At 65.5% G+C, this 18,915-nt stretch carries 23 protein-coding genes; 2 read left to right on the top strand and 21 right to left on the bottom strand.

Features of this window, described 5'->3' with window-relative positions; translation table 11 throughout:
• Positions 1 to 129 precede the first annotated feature (129 nt).
• The 18 genes from AP234_RS28910 to AP234_RS28825 all read right to left on the bottom strand — a co-directional run bounded on the left by AP234_RS28910 (position 130) and on the right by AP234_RS28825 (position 14,897).
• Complete coding sequence (locus tag AP234_RS28910; protein ID WP_055482924.1) at positions 130 to 996, bottom strand: hypothetical protein; 867 nt, start codon at positions 994 to 996, stop codon at positions 130 to 132.
• Positions 993 to 1,715 carry a VIT1/CCC1 transporter family protein gene (locus AP234_RS28905; RefSeq protein WP_055482923.1) on the bottom strand — a complete coding sequence of 241 codons (723 nt, stop codon included), beginning with the start codon at positions 1,713 to 1,715 and terminating at the stop codon, positions 993 to 995. Before AP234_RS28905 ends, AP234_RS28910 begins: the two co-directional genes overlap by 4 nt.
• Positions 1,712 to 2,731 (bottom strand): prolipoprotein diacylglyceryl transferase, encoded by a 1,020-nt coding sequence (gene lgt, locus AP234_RS28900; protein WP_055482922.1) that lies wholly within the window; start codon positions 2,729 to 2,731, stop codon positions 1,712 to 1,714. Before lgt ends, AP234_RS28905 begins: the two co-directional genes overlap by 4 nt.
• Before the next feature lie 60 nt (positions 2,732 to 2,791).
• Entirely contained in the window at positions 2,792 to 3,541 is a 750-nt protein-coding gene (locus AP234_RS28895) for a thioredoxin domain-containing protein (RefSeq protein ID WP_055482921.1), read from the bottom strand.
• A complete protein-coding gene (locus tag AP234_RS28890) occupies positions 3,538 to 4,089 on the bottom strand; it encodes a MauE/DoxX family redox-associated membrane protein (RefSeq protein WP_235558427.1) in 552 nt (183 codons plus the stop codon). The genes AP234_RS28895 and AP234_RS28890 overlap by 4 nt, the downstream gene beginning before the upstream one ends.
• 214 nt (positions 4,090 to 4,303) lie before the next feature.
• Positions 4,304 to 5,098, bottom strand: coding sequence for a tryptophan synthase subunit alpha (gene trpA, locus AP234_RS28885; RefSeq protein ID WP_055482919.1), 795 nt, complete (start codon positions 5,096 to 5,098; stop codon positions 4,304 to 4,306).
• A 28-nt stretch (positions 5,099 to 5,126) separates the two neighbouring features.
• Positions 5,127 to 6,332 carry a tryptophan synthase subunit beta gene (trpB, locus tag AP234_RS28880; protein WP_200926775.1) on the bottom strand — a complete coding sequence of 402 codons (1,206 nt, stop codon included), beginning with the start codon at positions 6,330 to 6,332 and terminating at the stop codon, positions 5,127 to 5,129.
• Positions 6,333 to 6,448: 116 nt separating this feature from the next.
• Entirely contained in the window at positions 6,449 to 7,273 is an 825-nt protein-coding gene (gene trpC, locus AP234_RS28875) for an indole-3-glycerol phosphate synthase TrpC (protein WP_055482917.1), read from the bottom strand.
• A 106-nt stretch (positions 7,274 to 7,379) separates the two neighbouring features.
• Positions 7,380 to 7,808, bottom strand: a complete 429-nt coding sequence (locus AP234_RS28870; RefSeq protein WP_055482916.1) for a DUF2752 domain-containing protein — start codon at positions 7,806 to 7,808, stop codon at positions 7,380 to 7,382.
• Entirely contained in the window at positions 7,808 to 8,146 is a 339-nt protein-coding gene (locus AP234_RS28865) for a CD225/dispanin family protein (protein ID WP_063843126.1), read from the bottom strand. Before AP234_RS28865 ends, AP234_RS28870 begins: the two co-directional genes overlap by 1 nt.
• Positions 8,147 to 8,433: 287 nt before the next feature.
• Complete coding sequence (locus tag AP234_RS28860) at positions 8,434 to 9,066, bottom strand: Trp biosynthesis-associated membrane protein (RefSeq protein ID WP_055482914.1); 633 nt, start codon at positions 9,064 to 9,066, stop codon at positions 8,434 to 8,436.
• Positions 9,063 to 9,443, bottom strand: coding sequence for a phosphoribosyl-AMP cyclohydrolase (gene hisI / locus AP234_RS28855; RefSeq protein WP_055482913.1), 381 nt, complete (start codon positions 9,441 to 9,443; stop codon positions 9,063 to 9,065). The genes AP234_RS28860 and hisI overlap by 4 nt, the downstream gene beginning before the upstream one ends.
• A gap of 116 nt (positions 9,444 to 9,559) precedes the next feature.
• Positions 9,560 to 11,254 carry an ABC transporter ATP-binding protein gene (locus AP234_RS28850; protein ID WP_235558426.1) on the bottom strand — a complete coding sequence of 565 codons (1,695 nt, stop codon included), beginning with the start codon at positions 11,252 to 11,254 and terminating at the stop codon, positions 9,560 to 9,562.
• A gap of 104 nt (positions 11,255 to 11,358) precedes the next feature.
• A complete protein-coding gene (locus tag AP234_RS36715) occupies positions 11,359 to 11,958 on the bottom strand; it encodes a TlpA family protein disulfide reductase (RefSeq protein WP_152990668.1) in 600 nt (199 codons plus the stop codon).
• Positions 11,958 to 12,527, bottom strand: a complete 570-nt coding sequence (locus AP234_RS28845; RefSeq protein ID WP_152990667.1) for a MauE/DoxX family redox-associated membrane protein — start codon at positions 12,525 to 12,527, stop codon at positions 11,958 to 11,960. The genes AP234_RS36715 and AP234_RS28845 overlap by 1 nt, the downstream gene beginning before the upstream one ends.
• On the bottom strand, positions 12,527 to 13,456 hold the full coding sequence (locus AP234_RS35435; RefSeq protein WP_152990666.1) for an SDH family Clp fold serine proteinase: 930 nt from the start codon (positions 13,454 to 13,456) through the stop codon (positions 12,527 to 12,529). Before AP234_RS35435 ends, AP234_RS28845 begins: the two co-directional genes overlap by 1 nt.
• The gene (locus AP234_RS36710; protein ID WP_063843125.1) at positions 13,449 to 14,462 is read right to left on the bottom strand and encodes an MvdC/MvdD family ATP grasp protein; all 1,014 of its coding nucleotides are present in this window, start codon (positions 14,460 to 14,462) and stop codon (positions 13,449 to 13,451) included. The genes AP234_RS35435 and AP234_RS36710 overlap by 8 nt, the downstream gene beginning before the upstream one ends.
• Positions 14,463 to 14,666: 204 nt before the next feature.
• Positions 14,667 to 14,897, bottom strand: a complete 231-nt coding sequence (locus AP234_RS28825) for a hypothetical protein (protein WP_162492448.1) — start codon at positions 14,895 to 14,897, stop codon at positions 14,667 to 14,669.
• Between the two features lie 180 nt (positions 14,898 to 15,077).
• On the opposite strand from AP234_RS28825, the gene AP234_RS38930 reads away from it, so the two are divergent.
• Positions 15,078 to 15,314, top strand: a complete 237-nt coding sequence (locus tag AP234_RS38930) for a hypothetical protein (RefSeq protein ID WP_055482906.1) — start codon at positions 15,078 to 15,080, stop codon at positions 15,312 to 15,314.
• A 158-nt stretch (positions 15,315 to 15,472) separates the two neighbouring features.
• Here AP234_RS38930 and AP234_RS38925 read toward each other — a convergent pair whose 3' ends face one another.
• The 3 genes from AP234_RS38925 to AP234_RS36705 form a co-directional block, all read right to left on the bottom strand.
• On the bottom strand, positions 15,473 to 15,967 hold the full coding sequence (locus AP234_RS38925) for a transposase (RefSeq protein ID WP_055482905.1): 495 nt from the start codon (positions 15,965 to 15,967) through the stop codon (positions 15,473 to 15,475).
• Between the two features lie 317 nt (positions 15,968 to 16,284).
• The gene (locus AP234_RS35420; RefSeq protein ID WP_083502527.1) at positions 16,285 to 16,908 is read right to left on the bottom strand and encodes a LuxR C-terminal-related transcriptional regulator; all 624 of its coding nucleotides are present in this window, start codon (positions 16,906 to 16,908) and stop codon (positions 16,285 to 16,287) included.
• 535 nt (positions 16,909 to 17,443) lie between these two features.
• Entirely contained in the window at positions 17,444 to 17,806 is a 363-nt protein-coding gene (locus AP234_RS36705; RefSeq protein ID WP_152990665.1) for a hypothetical protein, read from the bottom strand.
• On the opposite strand from AP234_RS36705, the gene AP234_RS28800 reads away from it, so the two are divergent.
• On the top strand, positions 17,801 to 18,915 hold a 1,115-nt coding region (locus AP234_RS28800; protein WP_431999117.1), incomplete at its 3' end, for a helix-turn-helix domain-containing protein. The two genes, AP234_RS36705 and AP234_RS28800, sit on opposite strands and share 6 nt — an antisense overlap.

The raw sequence follows: 18,915 nt of genomic DNA, 5'->3' as shown, positions 1-18,915 counted from the left end.
ACACCCGGCCCGCCACTGCGAGATCACGAACGGCCGCACCGCGGGTGAATCCCGCCTGCTGCGAGTTTCCGCAAGATCACGGAAGCGATCAGTGCAGGTCAGCCGCACCCGCTGCGAGCAATCGCAAGATCACGGGGTGAGTGAGGGGTCGGTGGGGGTGGGCTCGGGCGGCTGGGGCCTGTCGTCGGCCGATCCCGGGTCGGGCGCCACGGACGGCAGCCCCGCGACGGCGACGATCCGGCGGTAGAGCCCCTTCTCGACGTCGCGGACGGCCAGGCCGAGCATGACGAAGTCGTCGCGCTCCCCCGGCTCGGCGCCGTCGGCCCGGGCGACCCACACCAGACCGGCGTAGTGTCCCATCGCGTGACCGCTCGCCTCGCTGTATCCCTGGAAGGCCGCCCTGCCCTGCTCGAGCGGCAGCGTCCAGCCGCCCAGGTACGTCGACTTCAGGTCGTCGACCACGCCGTTGGCGGCCCGGACGTCGGCGAGGTCGAACAGCGTGTACTGAGCCACGTAGGCGCCGTCCGCGCTCCGGTAGAGACCCCGCAGCGCCTGCCTGCACCCGGCCTTGGCCAGCAGGTCGCGCAGGCCGCTCCCCCAGACGGCTCCCGAACAGCCGGGGTCCGCCTGGGTCGCGATCCGCTTCAAGGTGATCTTCCCGGCGGTGACCGCACGCGCGCCGAAGACCTCTCGCAGGGTCAGCGGCGCACTGTCGGCCTTCCGGTCCGCGATCGGCTTGAACTCCCTGGGCGACGGCCACGCCTGGTAGGTCTCCGGCCGCCCCTCCCCCAGGACGCTCCCGGCTCCCCTGGCCGGTGTCTCCTCCCCGCCGGCGACCTTGTCGATCAGCAGCGTGAGCAGCAGAGCCGCCAGCAGGACGCCCAGGACGGAACCACCCCAGACCACCATCCGCTGCTGTCCGGCGGTGAGTCCGAGCTCCGCGAGGAAGCCCCACCGCTCGACCGGCGCGGACGGCCGGCGCTTGCGCCTCGTCATAGTGCGGCGGCTCCGATGAGCGTGCCGAGTCCCCAGGTCAGGGTCGCAGCCGCGGCGCCGACGACGAGCTGGCGCAGCCCGCTCCACCACCAGCTCCGCGCGGTCACCAGGGAGACCAGCGCCCCGGCGCCGAACAGCGCCGTCATCGAGATGACCGCCGGGATCCACAGTCCGCCGACGCCCAGCAGGTACGGCAGGAGCGGGATCAGCGCACCCACGGCGAACGCCAGGAACGAGGAGCCGGCGGCGAGCACCGGTGAGGGCAGGTCGTGGGGATCGACGCCCAGCTCGGCCCGGGCGTGCACGGCCAGCGCCTGCTCCGGGTCGCGCGAGATCTGCCTGGCGACCTCCCTGGCCGTCTCCGGCTCGACGCCGCGCGCCTCGTAACGCAGCGCGAGCTCGTCCTCCTCGGCCTCAGGGTGGCGCTCCAGCTCCCGGCGTTCGACCTCCAGCTCGGCCAGCGCCAACTCCCGCTGGCTGGCGACCGACACGTATTCGCCGCCGGCCATGGAGAACGCGCCGGCGGCCAGACCGGCCACACCCGCCAGTGCGATGATCTTGGGGTCGGCGGTGCCGCCCGCCACACCCGCGATGAGGGCGAAGTTGGAGACCAGGCCGTCCATCGCGCCGAACACCGCCGGACGTAACCAGCCTCCGGTCACGTCACGGTGTCTGTGGTGCACCTCGGCCCGCGCCCCCACGCCGGCTCCGGACGTCATCGCTTACCGGCCTCGCCGTCCGCCGTCGTGGAGATTCCGCCGGTGGCGTCGTCCTCCCGATCGGACGTGCCCGCGTCGGACGTGCCCGCGTCGAATGTGCCCGTGTCGGATGCGGCCGGACCATTGCCTTCGGTACCGCCCTCCGACGTACCGCCCTCTGCCGTACCGCCGTCGTCCGGGTCGTCGGCGGATGCCGTCGTGCCCAGTGGCTCGGCGCCGCTCCTGCCCCGGGCCAGCCAGAAGTACGCGATGGCCGCGACGAAGATGACCACCGAGGTCCACTGGTTCAGCCGCAGGCCGAGGATCTCGTGCGCGGGGTCCACCCGCAGGCCCTCGATCCAGAATCGGCCCAGCGTGTAACCGGCGACGTACAGCGCGAAGAGGCGGCCATGGCGCAGGGTGAACCGTCTGCCGGCCAGCACGAGCAGCCCGGCGAGCGCGAGGTTCCACAGCAGCTCGTAGAGGAACGTGGGGTGGTAGGTGTCGACGCCGGGCACGGTGCCGGGGCGGCCCGGATCGATCTGGAGTCCCCAGGGCAGGTCGGTCGGCCCGCCGAACAGTTCCTGGTTGAAGTAGTTGCCCAGCCGGCCGATGGCCTGGGCGACGGCGATGCCGGGGGCGACGGTGTCGGCGACCGCGGAGAACGAGATGCCGCGACGGCGGCAGGCGATCCAGACGCCGAGCCCGCCGAGGGCGATCGCGCCCCAGATGCCGAGACCGCCCTCCCAGATGAACAGCGCGTCGATCGGCCGCTTGGGCGCCTCCGATCCGAAGTAGATCTGCCAGTCGGTGATGACGTGGTAGAGCCGGCCTCCGACGAGACCGAACGGCACGGCCCAGACGGCGAGGTCGGTGATGGCACCGGGCTCGCCACCCCGGGCGCGCCACCGACGCTCCCCGATCCAGACGGCGGCGACGACGCCGAGCACGATGCACAGCGCATAGGCCCTGATCGGGATGGGGCCGATATTCCAGACCCCTTGCGACGGGCTGGGAATCGAGGCGAGGAGGGGCATGTCAGGTGACGTTACCGTAAGAGGGAGCCGATTCGTCGCGTACCGCGGCACTCATGTGGATCAGCCCTTGGCCGCGTTGACGATGGCGTCCCGCAGGGCGCTCGGCACGAACGCGGTGTTGGAGTCGAGCGGCTTGCCGTTGACCATCACGGTGGGCGTTCCCGTGATCTTCTGCGCGCTCAGGATCTTGTTGCTGTACTCCTGGTGCTCGGCGGTCTTCTGCTGACCGCGCACACAGCTCTCGAACCCCGAGTCTGTGACGCCGACCTCCTTGCCCCACTTCACGAGATCGTCGAGCGTGAAGCCGTTCACCGACTCGGACGGCTGGTTCTTGTAGAGCTTCTCGTGGTAGGCGAGCCACTTGTCGCCGTCCGCGATGCACCGGGCGGCCGACGAGGCGCGCAGCGAGTTGCCCTTGGTCGGCTCCTGGCCGAAGATCGTGATCATGTGGTAGACGACCTTGGCCTTGCCCTCCGTGGCGAGGTTCTTCAGCGTCGCGCCGCTGGTCTCCTCCATCTGCCGGCAGGCCGGGCACTGGTAGTCCTCGTAGACGTCGACCACCGGGGCGGTGACCCCGGGCTTGGCCATCACGACGGTGCCGTCCGACTGCACCGTGACCGGCGACAGATCCCCGGCGAGCTCCTCCGACCTGCTCTGCGCGACCGACCACCACCCGATCCCGACGGCGACGACGGCGACCACCGCCACCGTCACGACCATGGTGATCCGCCTGCGCTGCTCCTGCTTGCGGTAGGCCTCACGCTGTGCCGCGATGCGTGCCCTGGCCGCCTCGCTCGTCCGCTTGCTCACGAAGTCTCTCCCTGACTGCCGTTCTCACTACTGGGATCGCCCGCGTCATCGGGACCGTCGTTCTCCTCGTCCGGCTTCGGAGAACCCGTCAGGCCGAGCACGGAGTCCAACGCGAGACGGCCCGGCGGCCTGGCCACGATCCAGGCGGCACACGCCAGCAGCCCGAAGTCCCGCAGGAGTTCCCAGAGATAGTTCGGATCCTGTCCGTCGGCGAGTTGCCCGCCGCCGCCGAAGCAGCCGCAGTCGATCCGCAGTCCGCGGGCCCAGGCCGAGGCGATCCCGACGACGAAAGCGGCCATCACCAGGCCGGAGATCACCGCGGACACCCGGGTGAGCAGCCCGACGATCAGCAGCGCTCCGATGACGATCTCGACCACCGGCAGGCCGTAGCCCACGATCTGGACGAGGGACTCGGGCAGCAGCTCGTAGGCGCGGACCGCCTGCACCGACGTCGCCGGCGCACCGATCTTGAGCGCGCCCGCGACGAGGAGCACGCCGCCCAGCACGAGCCGGGCCGCCGTCGTCACCCACGACAACACCAGATGCACGGAACGTGACCGATCGGACACGCGTGAGCCGGATGCCAGCTGAACCATTGTCTCCTCGCCCGGTTAGGCAACCCCACTGAACAGTACCGGGAGCCAAGCCCACCATGTGCTGGATAAGCGCGTGGTAAGCAGGGCCTTTCCCTGACGGCGAAAGCCGTTCCCGATCAGGAATGCCGGCCCGATCGGGAACGCCGGCCCGGTCAGCGACGCGCGCTCAGCGCCGTACGCCTCCGGCGAGCTCGCGGGCGAGCTCGCGGAGCGCGGCGAGGCCGGACGCCTCGTCCGGGGCGTCGAGGAGGCGGCGGATGAAGGCGGAGCCCACGATCACGCCGTCGGCGTAGGCGGCCACCTCGGCGGCCTGGGCGCCGGTGCCGACGCCGAGGCCGACGCAGACGGGCAGTTCCGTGTGCGAGCGGGTCCGCTTGACCAGTCCCTCCGCCGCGGCGCTGACCGACTCCCTGGCGCCGGTCACCCCCATCAGCGAGGCGGCGTAGACGAAGCCGGTGCAGCACGCGGCGACCTTGGCGATCCGATCGTCCGTCGAGCTGGGCGCGACGAGGAAGACCGTGTCGATCCCGGCCGCTCCGCTCGCCTCGATCCACGCCCCGGCCTCCTCCGGGGTGAGGTCGGGGGTGATCGTGCCCGCGCCGCCCGCCGAGGCGAGGTCACGCGCGAAACGCTCGGCGCCGTAGCGGTCGACCGGGTTCCAGTACGTCATGACGAGTGTGGCCGCGCCGGTCCTGGCCACGCCCTCGACGGTGCGGAGCACGTCGGCGATGCGGGTGCCGTTGGTCAGCGACCGGTGCACCGCGTCCTGGATCGTCGGGCCGTCCATGAGCGGATCGGAGTACGGCAGGCCGATCTCGATCACGTCGCAGCCCGCCTCGACCATCGCCGTCGCGGCGGCGATCGCGCCGTCCTTGGTGGGGAACCCGGCCGGCAGATAGCCGACCAGGGCCGCCCGGTCCTCGGCCCGCGCCTTCTCGAACACCGCCTGGAGAGTCGTCATCGCAAACGCCTTTGTCGGTACTGATCGCTCAGAGGTTGAAATACTTCATCGCGGTGCCCATGTCCTTGTCGCCGCGGCCGGACAGGTTGACCAGGATGGTCGCCTCCGGGCCGAGCTCACGGCCGAGCCGCAGCGCGCCCGCGAGCGCGTGCGACGACTCAAGGGCCGGGATGATGCCCTCGGTGCGGGCGAGCAGCGCGAACGCCTCCATCGCCTCGTCGTCGGTGACACCGTGGTAGGTGGCCCGGCCGGAGTCCTTGAGCCACGCGTGCTCGGGGCCGACGCCGGGGTAGTCCAGGCCCGCGGAGATCGAGTGCGACTCGATCGTCTGGCCCTCGTCGTCCTGCAGGACGTACGTGCGCGAACCGTGCAGCACGCCGATGCTGCCCGTGGTCAGGGTCAGGGCGTGCTCTTCTGTGTCCGCGCCGCGTCCACCGGCCTCGTACCCGTGGAGCTGGACGCCCTCGTCCTCGATGAAGGCGTGGAAGATGCCGATGGCGTTGGAACCGCCGCCGACCGCGGCGGCGACCGCGTCGGGCAGCCCGCCGGTGAGCTCCTGGATCTGGCGGCGCGCCTCGACGCCGATGATCCGGGCGAAGTCTCGGACGATCTCGGGGAACGGGTGCGGGCCGGCGACCGTGCCGAACAGGTAGTGCGTCCGGTCGACGTTGGTGACCCAGTCGCGGAACGCCTCGTTGATGGCGTCCTTGAGGGTCTGGCTGCCGTTGGTGACGGGGACGACGGTGGCGCCCAGGAGCTTCATCCTGGCGACGTTGAGCGCCTGCCGCTCGCAGTCGACGGCGCCCATGTAGATGACGCATTCCAGGCCCATCAGGGCGGCGGCGGTGGCCGTGGCCACGCCGTGCTGACCGGCGCCGGTCTCCGCGACCACCCGCGTCTTGCCGAGGCGCTTGGTGAGCAGCGCCTGGCCCAGCACATTGTTGATCTTGTGGGCGCCGGTGTGCGTCAGGTCCTCGCGCTTGAGCACGATCCGCGCGCCGCCCGCGTGTTCGGCGAACCGCGGCACCTCGGTCAGCGTGGTCGGGCGGCCGGCGTAGGTGCGCAGCAGGCCGTCGAACTCGCTGATGAAGGCGGGGTCGTTCCGCGCCTTCTCGTACTCGGCGGCCACCTCGTCCAATGCCGGGATGAGCGCCTCGGGCACGAATCGGCCGCCGAAGACGCCGAACTTGCCCCGGGCGTCCGGATCATCGCCGCGGGCCCCGCCTGCCGCCAGATCGGCGGAGGTGAGCAGGGTGTCTTCCGTCGCGGTCACATGGCCTCCTTGCCTGTGCGTCTTCGTCTGACGCGGCCGCTCCGCCCGGTGCCGTTCGGACGGGCGCGGCGCTCTCGTCACGCCTGCTTCTCGTGCCCGCTGTCCTGGCGGGAGGCCGGGTGGGCGCCGGCGGTCACCAGATCGTTCACGGCGGCCCTGGGATCCCTGCCGGTGACCAGGCTCTCACCGACGAGCACCGCGTCGGCGCCGGCGCGCGCGTACGCCAGCAGGTCGTGCGGGCCGCGCACCCCCGACTCGGCGATCTTGATGATCCCGTCCGGGATCTTGGGTGCGAGCTTGGCGAACACGTCGCGGTCCACCTCAAGGGTCTTGAGGTTGCGGGCGTTGACACCGATGATCTTGGCCCCGGCGGCGACCGCCCGGTCCAGTTCCTCCTCGGTGTGGACCTCGACCAGCGGGGCCAGGCCGATCGACTCGGCCCGCTCGATCAGCGAGACCAGCGCCTGCTGCTCGAGGGCCGCCACGATCAGCAGGGCGAGATCGGCGCCGTGGGCCCGGGCCTCCCAGAGCTGGTAGGACGTGACGATGAAGTCCTTGCGCAGGATCGGCACGTCGACGACGGCCCGTACGGCCGCCAGGTCGCTCAGCGTGCCCGCGAACCTGCGCCGCTCGGTCAGCACGCTGATGACGTGGGCGCCGCCCGCCTCGTAGTCGGCCGCCAGCGCCGCCGGGTCGGCGATCGCGGCGAGCGCGCCCTTCGACGGGCTCGACCGCTTCACCTCGGCGATCACCGAGACCCGGTCGCCGCCCAGCGCGGCGTACGCGTCACGGGGCTGCGGAGCACGCGCCGCTCGCTCCTTGAGCTCGTCGAGCGGCACTGTCTTCTGCCGGTCTTCGAGATCCTCCCGGACGCCCAGGATGATGTCCTCGAGAACGCTCACGGCGTAAGGGTCCCTCCGGTCGGCTGCTCTATCCTGCCCTGCGATGGTATCGGTCTGCGGCCCGCCGCTCGGCCACCGGGTCGCGTCAGGCCCCTGCAAAGAAGCCTCAGGGAGCGAGGAATCGCCCGAAAGGTAGATTCCGCACCACCCAGTACACGATCACGGCGGCCAGGAACGCCCACAGGTACGCGGGATGCGCGAGGCTTGTCCGCGCGGGCCGTCCCTGCCATGATCGTAACGTCCAACGGGCCCACCAGAAAACGAGGAACGGCAGCGTGGCGACCGCCAGCGGATTCAATCCGATCGCGGCGACGACGTCGGCGTGTCCCAGCGCGTGCATCGCGCGCAGCGTGCCGCAGCCCGGGCAGTAGAGCCCGGTGAGGAAGAGCAGCGGGCAGGTGGGGTAGTGCCCCGGCTGGTTCGGATCCACGGCCGAGACGTAGGCGAACGCCGCCGCGGTGACCGCGGCCACGCCGAACGGCGCGAGCACGGACCGCACCCGGTCCACGCCGCGCCGCTCGGAGACGTCCGCCATCACTCGAACGAGGCGGAGGTGCTGAAGCTGATCGTCCCGAGTACGACGACGAGGAGGAACCACAGCACGACCAGCACGATCATAGTGATCATGGAGGCCAGCCACCACTTCTTGGCCGACTCCGACGCGGCCATGGCGCCCTGGTAGTCGCCTGCCGCCCACTTCGAGTTGACCTGTGTCGCGTACACGATGGACACGACGCCCAGCGGAAGGCAGCACAGGACCGTGGTCACGATCGCCATGACCAGGTGGTTGTTCGGGGGCGGCGGCCCCATGGGACCTCCGGGCGGAGGCGGAGGGTAGCCGCCGGGATAGCCCGGGTCGCTGCCGTATGCCATTACGGAACTCCTGTTCTAGGGGAATGATCGGGCGCAAACCCGGGTCACACCTGGTGTCGGCGGCCGCCCGGAGCGTGACAGCCACGAGGTGGTAGCGGGAAGCATAGCGACACGAAGGCGCAATCCTAAACAAAAGCTCTTTGTGCGGACAATCTGTGACCTAGATGTTGGAGAATTCCAATGGCGTAGCTCACATGAATTTCAGGATGCCACTTCTGAGCTGTGTTTTTTCCATTCGATGACTTCACAACCTACGTAAAAGTCAAAAGGCGCGAAAAGTCAGGATCTCATGAAGACGTGGGGTCGACGCCCTCGTCGAGGGCGTCCCACATGGCCCGCTCGCCGGTCCGTTCACCGCCGCCCGGCCCGCCCGGCGTACGGCCCCCGCCGCCGGGACGGTCGTACTTTCCGGACATTCCGGGCCAGTGCCCGGCTCTGATCGCCGCCGTCACTCCCCCGGCCAGCAGGATGAGCCCGCCGGCCGCGGCGGCCCCCGGCCAGACCTGCGACGCGGTGGTGGCGAAACCGGAGGACGACACCACGGCCGTCGTGATGTGCTCGCGGGCCGCGGCGGCGATCGTCGGCGCCCGCGTGCCGTCCCACGCCCCGGCGATGATCGCGACGCCGAACAGGGCGATCACCACGCCGATCATCCGCCGTACGACGCCCCTGGCGGCCAGCACCGCCGCCAGGGCAGCGAGCGCGGCCAGCGCGGCGGGTGTGAGCCAGGCCACGAGATCGCCGCCGGTGAGGTCGACCCGGCCCGCGCCGATCCGGCCCTGCTCCGGGCCGAAGGCCGCCGTGGCCCAGGTGCGGCCGGCCGCCAGCAGCACGAGACCGGCGCCCGCCGCGCAGGCGGCGAGCCAGATGATCAGCGAACGCCGGGCCGTACGGACCGTCGCCGGGTCGGAAGCCGTCACCGGCCCGGGTCCGGATCGGCCGCGTTCACCGCGGGCGAGGTCAAGTCGAGCACATCGGCATCGAAGCACGTGCGGTCGCCGGTGTGGCAGGCGGCCCCCACCTGATCGACCTTCAGCAGGATCGTGTCGCCGTCGCAGTCGAGCGCCACGTGCCTGACCCACTGCACGTGCCCCGAGGTGTCGCCCTTCACCCAGTACTCCCCGCGGCTGCGCGACCAGTAGGTCGCCCGGCCCGTGGTGAGCGTACGGTGCAGCGCCTCGTCGTCCATCCAGGCGAGCATCAGGACCTCGCCGGTGTCGTGCTGCTGGACGATGGCGGGCACCAGCCCGTCGGGTGTGCGCTTGAGCCGTTCGGCGATCTTCGGGTCGAGGGCCATAGGCCAATTCTGCCGCAGCCTGCATGCCCCTCACGTGACCGCCCACAGGTAGGGCACCACCGGTCGTACCGGAAAGCCCCTGCCCCCCAGGAACGGTGACCTCTATCAGCTTCTGATCAGACGACAGGTATGAGCTGCGTGGTCGCCAACTCCCGATAAAGCTCGTCACTGGCCATGAGTTCCTGATGGTTGCCGGCCCCGCGAACACGGCCGCTCTCCATGACGATGATCCGATCCGCTCCGATGACCGTCGACAATCGGTGCGCAACGACCAATACAGTCGTATCTCGCGCCACCTCAGCGATCACCTCACGCAATCGCATCTCGTTGACGGCATCCAGCTGCGAGGTCGCTTCGTCGAGCAGGAGTAGGCGAGGCTTGCGCAGCAGCGCCCGAGCGATGGCGATCCTCTGTCGCTCACCGCCCGAGAGCATGACGCCTCGATTGCCAACCGGGGTCTCGAGACCTTGTGGCAGCCTATCGACCACATCATTGAGACGGGTTTTGGTCAGCACCTGCTGAATATCGTCATCGGTAGCCTCAGGATTAGCGTAGGTGAGATTCTCCCGAAATGTGCCTTCTAGGACCGGCGAATCCTGCTCCACATAGCCGAGCGAGGCTCGCAATTCCCCCAAGCACCAATCACGAATGTTTCGCCCTCCGATGGTGATCACACCTGCCTGAGGCTCATAGAACCTCTCGACCAATGAGAAGACAGTGGATTTCCCTACCCCTGACGGTCCCACTAGAGCGGTCATGCCACCCGCAGGAGCCACGAAGCTCACACCGTCATGAACAAGTGTCCGATTATCCGCATAGCGGAAGGTCACATTATCGAAGATCACACCTAGCGGTTCGCCATCCACTCCGGGGAAATCCATCGACGACTCGGACGGTAACCGTCTAATTTCGTCGATTCTCGCCACCGCGGCCAGCCCCTGCTGCATTAAAGTGTAGCTTGATATTAGTTGACCTATGGGTGAAACGAGATAGAAAAGGTACAGCAGAAATGCGATCAATGCGGAGACCGTCATCGAACCATCAGCCACTCGGGCTCCACCCACCCCGAGAACAGCGAGAAATGCGAGTTGAATCAGTGTCCAAGCACCGATGCCGGCCGTCGACTTCCACGCGATGGCCGCGACCCCCTGGTTGCGTGCATCGCTCGCGGCCGTGCTCACGATGGCGATCTCCCGACCTTCCGCCCCGCTGGCTTTGACCGTGCGAAGTGCCTGCAAGACCCGCTCCAGCGTAGAGTTCATCCGTCCTAGTGCCACCTGAGCCCGCAGGCTTGCCCGTCGGATCTTCGGGCCGACCAGAGCGACCATCAGTCCGACCAGGACGACCACTCCCAGAGTGACCAGCAGAAGTGGCGCATCCGTGATCGCCATCATCGCCAAAGCACCCAGGAACATGAAAACGGCGCTTGCTGTCCCTGCGAATGCCTCGGTACAGACGGAACGTAGCAGCGTGGTGTCGGAGCTCACCCGTGTGAGCAGGTCACCCGCCTTAAACTGATCCACATCGCGAACCCGCAAGCGCATGATGCGATTCACCAGGTCGATGCGGGAGGTCAGCACGACGCCTTCTCCCATTCGTTCCAACAGGAACCGACCTGCTGCGGACATCAGTGCCCCGATCACCACAGCGGCGGACAGCCACAAAATCGGGCCACCGGAAGCACCCCCCTGTCCGAACAGATCGATCGTCGATTTCGTCAGCATCGGCATCGCCAGACCGGCGAAGCTTCCCATTAGGGTGAGGGCGCTTCCTAGCACCAGCATCCCTTTATACGGGACCACCTGACCCACCAGCGACCGCCACGACCCTCGTCTGCCCTGGTCGGCTTCAGTGATCTCCGATTCCCGGCCTCGCTCTTTATGCTCCCGCTCCAGAGGAGCCACTTCTACAGTGGTCACTGATGCCTCGCACTTTCCAGGTGAGAAAGTTCCTGCTCCGCACGATTCTGCCATTTACGCACAAGGGCTTGCCATGCTTCGGTCCCCACCCCTCCCGTTGCGCCTATCCGGCCACGCTCTATGTGACAGAAGTAGGGAGTGGCCCTCTTCGGGTTATACGCCAGCCGCAATGGGTGATCACTTGAAGCGATGAACGTATCGGCCTTTATCTCAAACTCCTCCAGCATCCGCTCGACTTTCTGACGTGTCCCCGCACCCTGATCGAAGACCACCACCGCGAGATCGCCTCCGACCTGGCGTGCAAGCAAATGAAGCCGACCGAGAAAAGGAAGATAGATTCGACAGGTCGAGCAGCTTGGTGACACGAAGACTAACGTGATAAATCGATCGGCGAACTCCGTCAGCGAAAGCGTTTTACCTGTCAAAGTTTGCGCGGAAAATACCGGAGCCGGTTGACCGACAGCAGGGAGCGGGACCGGAGGAGGTGCAGCGAAGGGGTCGAGCAAGAACCTCAGCTTGCTGGTCAGCCGCAGCGTCAGAATCAGATTAGCCGCCACGATCAACCAGAGTAAGGCGAACATTGCGGTGCTGATCATCAGCGATCTCCAGGTGTGGAAGGAGTGCTTGTACCGGGCATAGGCTGAGCGAGTAGCACGATCTCCCGTAGATGCAGCAGAAGCGTCACGAAGATCGCGGCGATAGTCGATGCGATGACTCCTTCCAGAATGCCCCCTCCAGAACCACTCCCAAGGGAGAGAAGAAAGGTACCGAGCAGGGCACAGCCGAGGACGCCTACGTTTCGTATCACGTCATAGAAGGAAATCGACCGGCTATGGCTTCCAAAACAACCACAACTGACCCGTCGCTTCTGAAGAAGCGCCATGATCAGGGCAATCGTAAACGCCAGAAGCAACGTCGAAGCAAGACCGAATCCCAGCGACAGCAGGAGAGTGTTACCAAACATCAGTGCCGCGGCAGCACTCTCGCCCGCCATGACTACCAATGCGACGAGCCGGCTGTACCTCGACGGCAGTCGTATCAACTCGACCATGGCGTTCTCGAAGGCGGAAAGGTCCCTCGCCTTGGCCAAAACCGCCATTCCGAAAATGATCCCCACGACCACTCGGCTGAATAGCAGGCCATAGACCTCTATTGGTTCCCACATCACTCCTCCGCTCCGGAGATCGTGGCGGCCGACCTTTCCTCAATACCCCAGACACGTTTGGGCATCCGGCCCTCGAGAGAGTTAAGCGACACCCCGACCAATGTCAGTTCAGCACAAAATCCCTGACTGTTGGCGATGATCTTCATTACCTGCCCATCCTCATCCAGGTCCCCCTTGAGCCATCGGTGCAGGGAGTGCAGACAGCGCCACATCAATTGCTCTTCTCGAAGAGATGGAACCACCACATTCAGCCCAAGTTTTTGAGCTTCGGCAGGCGTGATGACATGGGTATGACTGTCATAACCATCTACAAGGTGATCGACTAGTCGACCCCTTTCATCTGCAGAGAGGTCCGAGCGGTGGTAGGCGATGAGCTCTCGTCCCACGTTTCGAATATTTCGGTGGGCGCGGAAGAAGGAGCTGAGAGTGGTCGGAAAGATCCGTTGACTCATCATTTCGAGCGCATGCCTCCCCGCCGCCTGCCCATCGAGGCCGAACCAGGTGCGCGCCATTTCAGTGAGTGCCCGGACGTCTTCGGCGGAAATACGATTAGGACCACCGGGCGCATGCGAGTCAGAAGCCGTAATATAGGGGTCGATGGGACCGAGACGTGCCATCGTGCCAAGAACAAGCTCGTGCGCCCCTAGACACAACAGGGTTCCTGCCGATTGAGCGTGGTCGGGAACGAGGATCCGCAGCTCCTCGCAGTATTCATGGAGCAGGAGTGCAATATGGCGAGCAGCATCCACATTTCCGCCGCCGGCATAAAGAATCAGGTTGAGACTCTCGACACGCCCCAAGGCTCGAAGACACTCGTACACGATGCCCACATCGGTGACCTCGATCTTGTCCACAATGTAAGCCATCGTGGGACTGCCACTGAGCTGTTGGAGTTCCACCAGAGCGGGAAGGATGTCATGTTCATTCACGGCCGTCAGATCCTCTAATCAAGCAAGTGGCGAGCGCCTCAGTCATTCGCAGCGCCGGCACGCGCTGCTCTATGAACATGAATTGACCTACGGGATTGTTTTCGAGGAAAACGTAACGACCGTCCGGAGTAACGATCAGATCCATCGCACCATAGGTCAGGCCGTAACTATGGACTAACTCCAGACAGCGCCTCTCGACGTCCCATGGAAGGCAGGCTTTTCGGTAGGGGATGTCGATTTCGTACTTCCGGAAATCTATCTTCGTCTCATCCCGAACCTGTGAGTGGATCTCTGCTGCGAAAACCTCGTCACCAATGACGGTGACCCGCAGCTCCAGGTCCTTCTCAACGTACTCCTGGAATAGGCAAGGCGTCAGGCCGACATTGTCGATCCTCTCCAGTTCAGACTCCTCGATAAGGGTGGTGTGGAAATCTAGAATCATGGGCGTCCCGACCCATTGCGCAGAGATATCAGTGAATGCCGATGGGCCGGCCATACTCTTGTAAATAATCCGTCTGCCGGAGCCCGCATGAAACTCACGGACTGCTTCCGTATCAGTCGTGATCAGAGTGCGAGGAACATCGAATCCCAGTCGGGCGGCCCGCTGCAATTGCTCACCCTTCCAGCAAGCAGCCCGGATCGCACTGGGCCGGCTCATCCAGAAGCAGTCTAGAGAGCCCCACAATCCAGCCATCGCATGTTGAATCTCCGCAAACGCGAACTGGTGTTCAGGTTGCCCTAGCTCAACTCCAAAATTGTACGACAAGGGCCGCCTCACCCATACAGATTTCACCTCCTCCAGATGCATGCGGCGACCATTGGTGCGCAACCGGATACCCCCTTTCCAGCCACCTTCTGTAAGCGAGAAATCCAGATAGGCATTTGCGGGTAGATCGTCTGTATTCAGGCGAAAGGGTTCGTGTCCCCAACCGTTAAGGGTCCTGATCAAGGCGTCGGCATGCTCGTCGCGAGAATTAGTGAAGATGACTATTTGGTTTCCGGCCACGTCTTGTCCCTGTCCGTCAGATGCTCGGCGAATGACAGCTAGATGCTTTGTGATTCGATAACGCGTTGGTGTGGGCACGACTCTTGCCGTGCCCACACCACTGCTCGGGAACCGCTATATCTCTGGCCTGATTCGCCAAAGGATCAGACGGATGCAGAAGAACCGCATACTAAGACCAGAATCCGGCCGTCCGACGCGTTGAACTCAGCCAAAAACGCAGGGAGGCCCCATGTCGATGATTCGGTCGTAACTGATCTCGATGGGTCCGACGCCGATGGAGACACCCGAGCAGCCGGGGGTGCCGGCCGTCACGTTGGGCCCGCCGACCCACACCTGCTCGTCCGCGTTGTAGGAACCGGCGGTCTCACCGTCGAGCCGACCCTTGTCACCCTGGTCATCGCGACGCGCTACCGTCATGCCAAACGGAGTTTCCATTTCTTTCTCCTTTCCGATTTCTTTCTCGTGCCTTGATGGTTGCACCCTCGATGCAGGCGCCGCGAGTCCCATAAAAAGGGGACTTCCGCCCTTCGGTGTTGGGGACCGCCCCTGACCCGTATCGGTCCCACCACCGAGGTCCTGCCCGGCACGGCCGCGTGCGAGCGGTGGAGTACGTCGATGAACTGCGCCTGGTGGCTGCCGGGCACGCCGCGCATCCCTCGCGGGCCGAAGTTGGTGGCGATGATGGAGTACTTCCACCCGGTTTTCTTCTCCAACGCCGTTAGGTTGGCCTTGTGCCTCCTTGAGGGTTTGACCCGGCGGACCAGCAGGCGCACCTTCCAGTCGGCGGCGGGCGTTGACGCCGGTCAGCTCGGCGACGCCGGCGTGGGGGTGCACGGTGCCGTCCTGGCGTAGCGCCGCCTCCCAGGCGTCGGCGGGCAGGGCCGCGATCGCCGTCTCATCGACATCGGTGATCGTCCATCCGACGGTGAAGCGGACCGTCCGCCGCGTGGTGTTCAGCTTCTGCAACCGTTCCAGCAACTCGTGGGTGGCGCCCGCGCCGTCGATGCGGATCAGCAGCTTGGTCCGCCACCGGGCAGGATCTGCTCGATCGCCGCGGCCAGCACCTCCAGGTGATCTGCGGCCGTGTTCGACCCGGCCGACCCCGTCCGCAGCAGCATCGCCAGCGATTCCTCGGTATTGGCACACCAGGCCCCCAGCGGAGTAGAAGTGGCCGCCGCGCCTTCCTTGGGCGAATGCGCGGTGATGAGCGTGGCGTCGATGTCGATGACCACCCACCCACTCAGCACTTTCCCCGCCACGGCCAGCCAGGGGAAACCTGTCTCGGTGGCCTCGATCAACGCCCAGACGTGCTTGCGGACCTTCGCCCGCGCCCGTGCGATCCGCCTGGCCGGCACCGCATCGGCTCCGATCGGCTCCAGGGTCCGGCGCACCGTCGAGTCCGACGGCGGCGCCCCGAACACCTCGGCCTGATGGGCCGGCACGCTGACCTGCCGCATGCTCGTCGCCCCCAGCACGATCGCCACCGCGAGCTGGACCAGCACCACACCCCGGTCCCACAGCGGAGGATAAAACCCGCCGCCGCATCCTGAAGATCAGCGCCACCTGGCCCTGGAAGGACGCCTTCCTGACTCGCAGGCAGCGGCTGTGCGCCCTGCCCGCCCTGACGTGACCAGAGAAGACGCGTCCCGCCGACACGGGAAGGAGTGACCGCACCACCCCGCGGACTCATGGAAGCCTCCGCCCACCCGAGTGCCTCGGGCGGTACCCCACGCCGCGCAGATGAATGAACAGGACGATCAGATAGAAATCTCCGGCCGGCGGAGAGCTTCACAGCGCCCGGCCAACCGCTGAGTCATAGAGGTCAAGGTCCGGAAGCCGCCGTGATGGCGGATGCGAGCACCGCCGCTCGGGTCAACTCCGCCTTATTGCCGACCGCTAATTTGGACCGTATCCGCTTTACATACGTGTCGACCGTATGTTTGCTGATATCCAACGCGCGGGCAACCTGGCCGTGCGTGAGTCCGAGTGAAACCTGGCGGAGTATCTGCAGCTCACGCGGGGATAGGCCCGATATGCCGACAGTGCGCGGGGGTTCGGACACAACTCCCTCACGGGAGAACCGGCCCCCCTGCGCGACGACGCTGACCGCTTCCACCAAGGCGTCGATCGTCGCGCTCCACTCGATGACACCGTCAACGGTTACGCCCAGCAGCCGGCGAGCCTCGTCACACAGACCGCCGCCGGCAGTCACGAACAAGACCACGGAACCGCGTGCGGCTATGGCAGCGGACAGATCCTTTATGGTAACTGCGTTGGTCGGACTGAATTCCAGCAGGAATATGTCCGCTCGCGAGTGCTGAAGGGCTGCTTTTCCTAGTGCATCGGCACCACCGGCGTAGACCGTGTCATAGCCGTGATCCGAAAGGACATCGACTAACCCGTGCACGAAGACCAGACCTTCCCCGATAACACATATCTTGGTCACACTGAAGACCTTTTCGCTTGTTTTTGATCGGCCTTTCTTGTCATCATGCGACGCTCTCCACACTGCCAGTCGGACGACCTGTCGCTGTTACTTCGGGGCAGTCGCCGTTCCCTCTCCTCATCTCCTCCGGTTTCCGTGAGGAATAGGACGGCAGCGCAGCTGCATCGCCTCAGATGGCGACTGTCACTGCCATCCGGTTGAGTTGCTGGTGGACATCGGCCTGGCAGTACCGTCGTGGGTCGATGCGGCGGCCAGGATGGAGCCGGTAGCCGTTGCCAGGGTGCCGCCCACGGCTGCCAGAGCACGGACCCCCAGGACTGCGAAGACGGCGAGAATCGTAATCACCATGAGCTGGGTGATATCCCGAGAGACAGCAGACACGACGCGATCCTCCTGTTCAAAAGAACTTGATGTGGCCGACGAGAAGCTTTCAATTATGAAAACCCGATGCTTCGTTCTACCTCCTGCGACGCTTCGGGTTCTCCAATTCCTGAACTCGCCGATAAATCCAGTCTCATACTGAATGGAGATTGTGTCAGCTCTCTTCGGTGTCCTGATACGGCAGTGGCATAGACCGTCCATCGCCGTCCCGGGAACCGAGCAGGCCATCGAAGTACGCCCCTACTATGGCGCCCGAGCAGCTGGTTATCCGGCTGCTCGAAAGGACCGGCTCACGTAGCACCGCACGCCGTACAACGGCAAGCGCGACCGCTTCAGCCGCGATCAGCGAATCAGCGGCCACGAACAGACCGATGGTCAGCGAGGGCGCGTCGCTCCTGTGGATGCTGATGTGCTCTACCTGCTCGCCTTCTATGGCGTGCGTCAGGAGTTGCACATTCAGGTCGTCCGGTGGCTGGAAACCATCCGGTGTCCGCAGACGTACATGGACTAGATGCATCCCTTGAGCCTTGATGAGCGAGGGGGAGGCATCAAGCCGAGGGTCAGGACGGTTTGTGCAGCGACCGGAAGAGGTCACGCGGCCACTCGATGGCCACGCCGTCACCCCCCGGCACAGATGTTCACGTTTAGAGGAATATATGTTCTAATATTTCACATAGACTCGCAGGGGGAGCGTATGGGGTTGACAGCGTTAGGATTGGATGAGATCAGTGAATCCGTCTATCGAGCCCTACTTGCCCAGTCACAAGCACGGTTGAGTGACCTACGCGAAATGCTGAGGTTATCCGAAGTCGAACTACGCCGTGCGCTCGATAGGCTCAGCGAACTGGCGCTGGTCAGGACATCGTTTGATGAACCGGCCTGCTTCCGAGCCGTAGATCCAGAAGTGGGCATCCAAGCTCTTATCGCGCGGCAGCAGGAACGTCTCGCCGCTGAGCAACAGCGCGTCGAGCAGATCCGGCTCGCCGGCGCTCAGTTGACGGCTGAGTTCAGCGCGGCCAGGCCTCGACACGCCATCGACGGCATCGAAAGCCTCCAGGGCATCGAGGAGATACGTGACAGGATCCGGGGCCTTGTCAGGGGCATCCGCAAGGAGGTGATGGCCCTGGCCCCGGATGGCAGCCAGACCGATGAGAATATGAAAGCCGCCAAGCCGCAGGATCGCGACCTACTTGAGCGTGGCGTGCGAATGCGAACCCTCTATCTCGACAGCGTCCGCAACAGTCCCAGTACCCTCAGCTATGCGAAGTGGCTGGCTGAACTCGGCGGGGAGGTGCGCACAGCGCCTTCGCTGCCCATCCGGCTCATCATCATGGACCGGAAGATCGCCGTGGTGCCGATAGACAGCGAGGACAGCAGCGCCGGAGCCCTGGTTCTCAGCGCCAGCGGCACCCTGGCGGCGCTATGTGCTCTCTTCGACACCATCTGGGACAACTCCGTGCCGTTGTGGAACCTCGGTCACGATCGCGATGAGCGAGGCCTCAGCAGGCAAGAGGCAGAGGTGCTGCGGCTACTCGGCCGGGGCTTGACCGATGAGACCGTGGCCAAAAGGCTGGGAGTATCCCCACGTACAGCGCGCCGAATCGCCGCCGATTTGATGGAATTACT

The sequence above is a fragment of the Sphaerimonospora mesophila genome, from assembly GCF_001417795.1.
Lineage (GTDB): Bacteria > Actinomycetota > Actinomycetes > Streptosporangiales > Streptosporangiaceae > Sphaerimonospora > Sphaerimonospora mesophila.
This window is presented reverse-complemented; position numbering and strand designations above follow the sequence as displayed.